Here is an 8,619-nt window from a genome sequence, read left to right on the forward strand (position 1 = left end):
ACGCAGCGCGGCGATGTTCTGCTCGATCAGCGCGTCCGACATCGTCAGCAGGCCGTCAGTCTTGGTCGATGCCGAGACGACCAGGTCGTTCTGCGCGGTGGCCTCCTTGGTCTGCTCGGCGAGGTCGAGTTTCAGGTCCTTGCCGTAGACCTCGACGGCCAACCGCGCGGACTCGGCGGGGTTGGCGACAGCGTCCTTCCAGCCCTTGATCTGGGCGGTCAGGAAGGCCTTGAGCTTGTCGCGCTCGTTGTCGATGGTGTGCTGGCTCACCGTCAATGTCTCCGCGACCAGCGGCAGACCGAAGTCGGCGAACAGGAAGTGGTCGTTGGCGAAGCCCTTGGCAGCCAGGGTGATCGGCTCGTTGGTCACATAACTCACCCAGCCGTCGACCTCGCCGTTGGCCAGCGGGGTCGGATCGAACTGTGCGGGCACCACGGTGACATCGCCGGGACTGATGCCGTTGGCCGCCAGCAGGGCGCTGAAGATGAGCTGATTGGTGTCCTGCACACCGATCTTGCGGCCCTTCATCTGCGCGGGTGATGTGATCGGCTTGCCCGCCGAACTCACGATCGCGAACGGGTTCTTCTGATAGGTCGCGCCGACGATCTTGGCGGGTAGTCCTTCCAGCACGGCGGGCGCGGTGGTCTGCGGCGCGGAGAGGCCGAGCCAGATCTTGCCGGTATCGAGACCGGCTTCCACCGAAGTCGACGCCGCGCCACCCGCGACGAGATCTACCGCACCGAATCCCGCATCCTTGAAATAGCCCTTCGAATCGGCGAAATACTCACCCGCGAATTCGATGTTCTTGATCCAGGACAACTGGACAGCGACCTTGCCGAATTTCGAGCCGTCGTCGGTCGAGCCGTTCGAGGAAGTGGCCGAACTACCGCCGCAGGCGGCGAGCAGTCCGGCGCCGCCGAGCGCCGCGCCGGTCAATGCGGAAAAGCGGAGAAAGGAACGACGGTCGATACTGTTCATACGCAAAATGTAGGTTCGATGCGTTTCGTTCTCTTTGCCGCCACGTTCCGCCGCTATTCCTTACTTTCCGGCGCTCGGGCCGAAGCGCGCGAGCACCACGTTCTCGATCACGCCGACGATCGCGTACAGCAACACCGATACCACCGTGACCACCACGATCGACGCCCACAGCCGGTTGTACTGGAACATCGGGATGGCCCGTACCAGGCTCGCGCCCAATCCTGTTCCACTGCCGAGCCATTCACCCAGCAGGGCGCCGATCAACGCGCCGGGCACCGAGACCCTGGCCGCGGCGAACACCGACGGCAGCGCGGCGGGCACCGCGACCATCCGTAGTCGCGTCCACCGTGTGCCGCCGTAGGCGGTCACCAATTCCATTGCCTGCCTGGGCGCTTCGCGCAGGCCCGTCATGATCATCACCAGGGCGGGGAAGAACACGACGATCGCCGTCAGCACCGTCACCCCCGCGGTGCCTCGGCCGAAGATCAGCACCACGATCGGACTCAGGGCGACCAGCGGCACCGACCGCAACAGCATCGCGACCGGCATGAACGTCTGCCGCACAGCCGAATACAGCACGAGCAGCGCGGCCACGCCGATCGCGCCGAGCATCCCGACGACGAACCCCGAAGCCGCGTCACCGAGAGTGATCGCGAGGTCGTCGAAGATCGCCTGCCGCGCCGCAGGCGCACCCGCCGAAGTGACCAGATAGGCCCAGACATCCGACGGCGTCTTGCCCACTCGCGGCCCGATCTGCGGGAACAGGCGAAGAAACAGCGTCCAGATGACGAGCAACAGAATCAGCGACGTCGCCAGCGGCAGCAGGAAGCGGCCGATCCGGCGCGCGACGGTGGTGGTCATCGCCCCTCCTCCACCGTCGTCCACGGCGTGATCAGGCGGGCCGCGCCTGCCACCAGCAGGTACCCGAGCCCGGCCAGCGCGGCCGCGGCGATCGCCATGCCCCAGGTGCGTGGCACGTTGTAGGCGGTCTGGGCCGCGGTGAGCGCGACTCCGATGCCGCTGTCGACGCCACCCAGATACTCACCGATGATCGCGCCGAGCACCGCCGACGGCGCGGCGATCTTCAAGGCGGCGAACGTATTCGGCAGCGCGGCGATGGCCTGCACCCGATACAGCTGCTGCCAGCGGCCACCGCCGTAGGCGCGCACCAGATCCAGGCTCGCCGGATCGGCCGAGCGCAATCCACTCACCGCGCCGACCATGGTGGTGAAGAAGCAGTACATCGCGGCCAGGAACACCGTGGGCGTGCGCCCGCCGAACACCACCAGGATGATCGGGCCCAGCGCCACCAGCGGCGTGCAGTAGCTCAGGATGGCCAGCTGGGTCGCGAGGGGTTCGATCCGCGGCACCAGCATGATCAGCGCCGCGACCCCGATCGCGAGCACGTTGCCCCAGAGGAAGCCCTGCAACGCCCCGATCGCGGTGACCTGGAAGTTGGGCCCGTAGAGGCCCCACCCGTCCGACCACATGGTCGAAAGGACCCGCCCCGGTGAGGGAATCGTCCCGCCCGCGGTTCCGGCGGCGGCCAGCGCCCACCACAGGGCGATCAGCACCACCACGCCCAGTGCCCCGGCCACCCGGCCCATGTCGGCCGGGATCCGCCGGGCTGTCGCCACACTCATGCCACCCCACCCCGCCCGAAGAGTAGCTCCGACAGGTAGTCACAGAGCTTGTGGAATTCGGGTGTGCGCATCATCTCGGGTGTGCGCGGACGCGGCAGGTCGATCTCGACCAGTTCCAGCACCCGGCCCGGTCGCGGACTCATCACCGCCACCACGTCGGACAGGAACACCGCCTCGCCGATGCCGTGGGTGACCATCAGTGTGGTCGCGGGCTTCTCGGTCCAGATGCGCAGCAGTTCCAGGTTCAAGCGCTGGCGGGTCATGTCGTCGAGCGCGCCGAACGGTTCGTCGAGCAGCAGCACCGACGGCTGCACGACCAGCGCTCGCGCGATCGAAACCCGTTGGCGCATACCGCCGGACAACTGCGCGGGCTTGGCCTTCTCGAACCCCTCCAGCCCGACCAGCGCGATCAGTTCGGCGATCCGGTCCGGTTCGGCGGGCAGCCCGGCCACCTGCAACGGCAGCCGGATGTTCGATTCCACACTGCGCCACGGCAGCAACGCCGAATCCTGGAACGCGATACCGAGCTCGGCGCCACCGCGCAATTGTTCCGGGGACATACCGTTGATCCGCGCGGTGCCCGCACTCGGCTCGTCCAGGCCGGCCAGAATCCGCAACACCGTCGATTTGCCGCAGCCCGAAGGCCCGAGCAATGACAGGAATGCGCCGTGAGAAGTCCGCAAATCGACCGAGTCCAGCGCGTCGACAGTGTTGCGGCCCACTGTGAAGGTCTTGCTCAACCCACTGATCTCGATCCCGGTGGTCGCGCTACCGGGGATTTCCTTACCCATGCTCGTCACCATAAGAGCGCCTGGTTGCGGCGGCATTTCCGAATCACAGCCCAGATTGCGCCCCCGTAAACCGTGCTCGAGGTCACCATAAAAGTGAACCGGTAACGATTCGGTCCTGTGAGAGGACATAGAGTGTCGGAGGATCTGACAGCCCTGCAGGCGTCGAGCGCATATGCTCTCGGCGACCGGGGGAAGCACTGCGATGACGTGCCCGACAGGGCCCGTGGACTGGAACCGACTGTTCGATGAAGCTCTCTGCACTACGTACCGTGGCCGCGCTGCGCACCACCGCCGTGGCTCTGACCGCCGCATTGTCGGTGGCCGTTGTCGCCGGTGGCGCCGCGACCGCCGAACCCGAGAAGCCCTCAGCCGTGTCGTCCATCGTCAAAGACGGACGCGTGTGGCATCTGAAGGTGTACTCGGCGGCGATGAAGAAGGACATCACGATCGACGTGCAGCGTCCCGTCGACGAGTCCAAGCCGGCCCCCAACTTCTACATGCTCAACGGCCTCGACGGCGGTGAGGGCACCGCCAGCTGGGCTGCGCAGACCCAGGCGCTCAGCTTCCTGGCCGACAAGCAGGTCAATGTGATCCAGCCGATCGGTGGCCGCGGCAGCTACTACACCGACTGGAAAGCCGAAGACCCGAAGCTGGGCCTGAACAAGTGGAGCACCTTCTTCACCCAGGAGCTCCCGCCGCTGCTCGACGGCGCACTGAACTCCACCGGCCTGAACTCGCTGGCCGGCCTGTCCACCTCCGGCACCTCGGTGCTGCAGCTGGCCGAGGCCAACCCGGGTCTGTTCAAGTCCGTCGCCGCCTACAGTGGCTGCGCGCAGATCGCCGACCCGATGGGCAAGCAGGCCGTCAAGTTCTCCGTGGAGACCTGGGCCGGTGGCAAGACCGCGAACATGTACGGCCCGGACAACGATCCCGCGTGGGTCGAGAACGACCCGGTCATCAACGCGGAGAAGCTGCGCGGCACCAACCTCTACATCTCCAGCGGTAGCGGCATGCCGACCAACGCCGACGTGGCCTACTACCTCAACGGTTCGCCCGGCCCGATGGGCGTGATCAACCTCGGTCTCGGTATCGGCATCGAAGCGGCGACCAACGCTTGCAGCCAGAACCTGAAGACCAAGCTGGACTCGCTGGGTATCCCGGCGACCTACCAGTTCACCCCGATGGGCACCCACTACTGGCCGTACTGGGAGCAGGCGCTGCACGAGTCGTGGCCGCTGCTCGCACAGGGCATGGGTATCTGATTTCCCACTGAAAGCGGGAGGCATCCGGATTCGGATGCCTCCCGTTTCTGCGTTGCCGGCAGCTACGTGGTGGGCGCGACCGCGGTGCGCACCGTGAGCCCGGAGCGGATGAAATAGGCGATCTCTTCGCAGATCTCGTCGACCGAGATCGCGTCGCCGGGAACGGTGGCGTGCACCATCTCCTGGGCGAGGGAATTCACGGCGCCGATTACCGCGAGGCCGAACAGGTGCAGGCTGCGCGATTCCGCTTCGCCCCGTTCGGCGGCGCGCTGCGCTTCCCGGGTGAGCAGTGCCGAAATCGACCGCCGCTGCGCGCGCCGCCATTCCTCCACCACCGGACTCACCCCGACGACCTCGACATAGAACACCCGCGCCGCCCGGCGATCACGGCAGGTCACCGCGAGGAACGCGCGGAAACTCTCCACCACGCGGACCACCAGCGGCTGTTCGCTGGTGTGCTCCAATGCCTCGTCGAGGCGCCGTAACGCGGCCGCGTTCAACCGGTCGACGAGTGCGATCAGTAATGCCTCACGGCTACCGATGTCTTCGTAGAAACTGCGGGTCGACACATTCGCGGTCGAACACAGCCGCTCGATCGAGGTCGACGAATATCCCTGGGTACCGAATAGTTCCAGCGCCGCGTCGGTCAACCTGTTGCGGCGTAGCGCGACTCGCTGCTGGCGCGACAATCCACCGTAACTACGACCACTATCGGTTACATCCGCACGCCGAACCACGGATGCATGCTAGCGCGCGATCGCCGGACAGCCGGGCGATTCGCCATTGTCGCCGCGAGCGAATTCCGCTGGCGTATCGGAATTGTCGAACTGGCGATGATCAATTCTGTTCGGTAGTGGGTTCGCCGTCGTCGAGCGGTTCGGCCAACGGCCAGCCACCGGCGGCCAGATGCGAAGCCACCCGCGAGACGTCGTCGGGCGCGGGCTGCTGCTTCGCGAAATCGGCGATGGCGGCCGCGATTTCGGCCTCGCTGATCGATTCCCGATTCGGATTCGCCTCCACCAGTTTCTCCCCGATCACCCTCACCTCGTAGTCGGTGAGGTGGCGGTGCAGCACGGCGAACAACGCGACATAGTCCGACTGGGGAATGCCCTGCGGATAGCCCGCGCGCAGCCAGCCGAGCACACGCGAGAGCAGGTTGCCACGGACCGGCGGGGTCGCGGGAGTGGGGTTCGGATCGGTCATGGCTTCCTCACTCATGATTGGCCGAACAGGTGGATGCCGAACTGGTGGGCGATGAACGCCTTGGCGGTGAACAGGATTCCGGTGATCACCACGACGACGATGAGGACCAGACAGGTCACCGCGCCCGCCAGCGCCGGATAGTTGCGCCGGACTCGGCCCTCGGTGTCGACGGTCTCGGCATTGCCCCACCACCGCACCGCGAAGGCGAAGACCGCAGGCACACCCGCGCCGAAGATCAGCGCGGCGAGCACCACTTCCCACAGTGAACTCAGATTGGTGATCACGGTGTGCACGATCGCTCCCCTCTACCCGGCATGGTTCTGGTCGATCGGCGCCTGTGCCGAGGTGGGTGGCTGATGGCCATCGGGCCATTCGTTCACATTGTGAGTGCCGACCGGGTCACGGCGCGACCGGAGATAGATTCCGAGCGCCCCGGCGATCAGGAGGCCGAACACCACGAGCACGCCGGGCAGTCCACCGATGACGTTGGCGATCGCCCAGCAGATCGCGCCGACGATGCCCGCCATCGGCAGGGTCAGCAGCCAGGCCACGGCCATCCGGCCCATCACCCGCCAGCGCACCTCGGCGCCCTTGCCGATGCCGGTACCGAGGATCGCACCGGTCGCGGTCTGCGTGGTCGACAGCGGCAGACCGAAGTGCGCCGAGGTGAGAATGATCGCCGCCGAGGTCGACTCGGCGGCCAGGCCCTGCGGCGACTCGATCTCGACCAGGCCCTTGCCGAGGGTCCTGATGATCCGCCAGCCGCCGAGATAGGTGCCGAGGGCGATCGCGACGGCGCAGGCGGCCATCACCCACAGCGGCATGTGGTCGTCCTTGCCCAGCGAGCCGTAGGCGACCAGCGCGAGGAAGATGATGCCCATCGTCTTCTGCGCGTCGTTGGTGCCGTGCGCCAGCGAGACCAGGGAGGCCGAACCGATCTGGCCCCAGCGGAAACCCTCTTCGGTTTTCTCCCGGTCGACGCCGTGGGTGATCCGGTACACCAGGAACGTGCCGATGGCCGCCACGATGGCCGCGATCACCGGCGCGAGCAGCGCGGGCAGCACGATCTTGATCAGCACACCGTCCGACCCCGATGCCCAGATCACCCCGTTCCAGCCCAGCGCGGCGATCGTCGACCCGATCAGGCCGCCGAACAGGGCGTGCGAGGAACTCGACGGCAGGCCGAGCAGCCAGGTCAACAGGTTCCACAGAATGCCGCCGACCAGGCCGGCGAAGACGATGACCAGCAGGTCCTGCCCGCCCACATCGTCCAATTGGACGATCCCCTTCGCCACCGTCGCCGCGACCGATACCGACAGAAACGCCCCGATCAGGTTCAGCACGCCCGAGAGCGCGACTGCCGTCTTCGGCTTCAGCGCACCGGTGGCGATCGAGGTCGCCATGGCGTTGGCCGTGTCGTGGAATCCGTTGGTGAAGTCGAACGCGAGAGCTGTGACGATGACGATCAACAGGACCATTAGTTCGGCGCTCACCGGAACAGTGTGTCGTATGCTGCCGCCGGATTGCCAAACTGTTGCGGGTAAGTCGCACGACCAGCGGCTGAGCTCAGCCGGCGGCCACGCCGAGCGCGCGCACCGCCTCGATGGTGTCGGCCTCCGCCGGTTCCTTGTCCGGCCGGTACCGCACCACCCTGGCGAAGCGCAGCGCGACTCCGCCCGGATATCGGGTACTGGTCTGGACGCCGTCGAGCGCGATCTCGACGACGAGTTCGGAACGCAGGTACACGGCCTGACCGTCGCGGTGGGTTTCGTGGCGCGGGAATTCCTCGGTCTGCCAGCGCAGCAGTTCGTCGGTGAGGCCCTTGAACGTCTTGCCGACCATCACCGGCTCACCGGTCTCCGGATCGCGGGCCGCCAGATGCAGGTTGGACAGGAACCCGGTGCGGCGGCCGTAACCCCATTCGGCGCCGATTACCAGCAGGTCGAGGGTGTGCGCGGGTTTGATCTTCTGCCAGGCTTTGCCGCGCCTGCCCGCGGCGTACGGGGCATCCAGCGCCTTGACCATCACGCCCTCGTTGCCGACCGCCAGTGCGTCGTCGTAGTAGTCGGCGGCGGCCTCTGGGGTCGGCGCGATGAGCGCGGGAATGCTGTGATCGCCCGCGACCCGCTCCAGCGCGGTGCGCCGGATGCGCAGTGGTTCGTCGATCAGATCGATGCCGTCCAGGTGCAGGCAGTCGAAGAAATAGGGGTGCAACCGGCGTGGATCGCCGATGGTCGCGAACCTGCTCATCGTCTCCTGGAACGGGCGCGGGCGGCCCGCGTCGGTCAGGGCGAGGGTTTCGCCGTCCAGGACCACGGTGGCGCAGTCGAGGGCCTTGACCAGCTCGACGAGTTCGGGGACGCCCGAGGTGATGTCGCGCAGGGTTCTGGTGAAGACCCAGACCTGGTCGCCGTCGCGGTGCACCTGGATGCGGGCGCCGTCGAGCTTGTGTTCGACACTGATGTCGGAGCCCAGCTCGGCGAGGGCCTCGTCCAGCGAACCGCCGGGTGCGGCGAGCATCGGCGCTACCGGGCGTCCTACTTCGAGGCGGAACGCGGCCAGGGCTTGCTCGCCCCCGGCGAGCGCGGCGATCGCGGTGACGGGCAGCCGGCCCGAGAGCATATGGGCTCGGCGCACCACGTCGACGGGGATGCCGGTCACCGGCCGGTCGCTGGGCGCCGCCGACCTCGCACTGGAAGCTGTCGCGGCCGACCCGCACACCGCGACCACTCTGGATACCCC

The 8,619-nt window shown here is 66.9% G+C and carries 10 protein-coding genes; 1 reads left to right on the forward strand and 9 read right to left on the reverse strand.

Translation table 11 applies throughout. The features are described from left to right. The 4 genes from ACFWF3_RS14685 to ACFWF3_RS14700 all read right to left on the reverse strand — a co-directional run. A partial coding sequence (locus ACFWF3_RS14685) for an ABC transporter substrate-binding protein (RefSeq protein ID WP_379314071.1) occupies nucleotides 1-978 on the reverse strand: 978 nt, incomplete at its 3' end. A 60-nt stretch (nucleotides 979-1,038) separates the two neighbouring features. Next, nucleotides 1,039-1,839 (reverse strand): ABC transporter permease, encoded by an 801-nt coding sequence (locus ACFWF3_RS14690; protein ID WP_379314072.1) that lies wholly within the window; start codon nucleotides 1,837-1,839, stop codon nucleotides 1,039-1,041. Continuing rightward, nucleotides 1,836-2,621 (reverse strand): ABC transporter permease, encoded by a 786-nt coding sequence (locus ACFWF3_RS14695; RefSeq protein WP_379314073.1) that lies wholly within the window; start codon nucleotides 2,619-2,621, stop codon nucleotides 1,836-1,838. The genes ACFWF3_RS14690 and ACFWF3_RS14695 overlap by 4 nt, the downstream gene beginning before the upstream one ends. After that, on the reverse strand, nucleotides 2,618-3,412 hold the full coding sequence (locus ACFWF3_RS14700; protein ID WP_378991129.1) for an ABC transporter ATP-binding protein: 795 nt from the start codon (nucleotides 3,410-3,412) through the stop codon (nucleotides 2,618-2,620). Before ACFWF3_RS14700 ends, ACFWF3_RS14695 begins: the two co-directional genes overlap by 4 nt. A 245-nt stretch (nucleotides 3,413-3,657) precedes the next feature. Between ACFWF3_RS14700 and ACFWF3_RS14705 the strand changes: the two genes are divergently transcribed. Then, nucleotides 3,658-4,674: an alpha/beta hydrolase gene (locus tag ACFWF3_RS14705; RefSeq protein ID WP_378991131.1), complete on the forward strand. Its 1,017-nt coding sequence runs from the start codon at nucleotides 3,658-3,660 to the stop codon at nucleotides 4,672-4,674. Nucleotides 4,675-4,736: 62 nt separating this feature from the next. On the opposite strand, the gene ACFWF3_RS14710 is transcribed toward ACFWF3_RS14705, so the two are convergent. From ACFWF3_RS14710 to ACFWF3_RS14730, 5 genes are all read right to left on the reverse strand, one after another. Further along, nucleotides 4,737-5,411, reverse strand: a complete 675-nt coding sequence (locus ACFWF3_RS14710; protein WP_379298752.1) for a TetR/AcrR family transcriptional regulator — start codon at nucleotides 5,409-5,411, stop codon at nucleotides 4,737-4,739. Between the two features lie 100 nt (nucleotides 5,412-5,511). Continuing rightward, nucleotides 5,512-5,877, reverse strand: a complete 366-nt coding sequence (locus tag ACFWF3_RS14715; RefSeq protein WP_379223002.1) for a DUF3349 domain-containing protein — start codon at nucleotides 5,875-5,877, stop codon at nucleotides 5,512-5,514. Nucleotides 5,878-5,888: 11 nt separating this feature from the next. Continuing rightward, nucleotides 5,889-6,170, reverse strand: coding sequence for a hypothetical protein (locus ACFWF3_RS14720; protein WP_379314074.1), 282 nt, complete (start codon nucleotides 6,168-6,170; stop codon nucleotides 5,889-5,891). Between the two features lie 12 nt (nucleotides 6,171-6,182). Next, a complete protein-coding gene (locus tag ACFWF3_RS14725; RefSeq protein WP_378991135.1) occupies nucleotides 6,183-7,370 on the reverse strand; it encodes an anion permease in 1,188 nt (395 codons plus the stop codon). 73 nt (nucleotides 7,371-7,443) lie between these two features. Then, a partial coding sequence (locus ACFWF3_RS14730; RefSeq protein ID WP_379314075.1) for an ATP-dependent DNA ligase occupies nucleotides 7,444-8,619 on the reverse strand: 1,176 nt, incomplete at its 5' end.

The organism is Nocardia sp. NPDC060220 (genome assembly GCF_042727815.1).
Taxonomy (GTDB): Bacteria; Actinomycetota; Actinomycetes; order Mycobacteriales; family Mycobacteriaceae; genus Nocardia.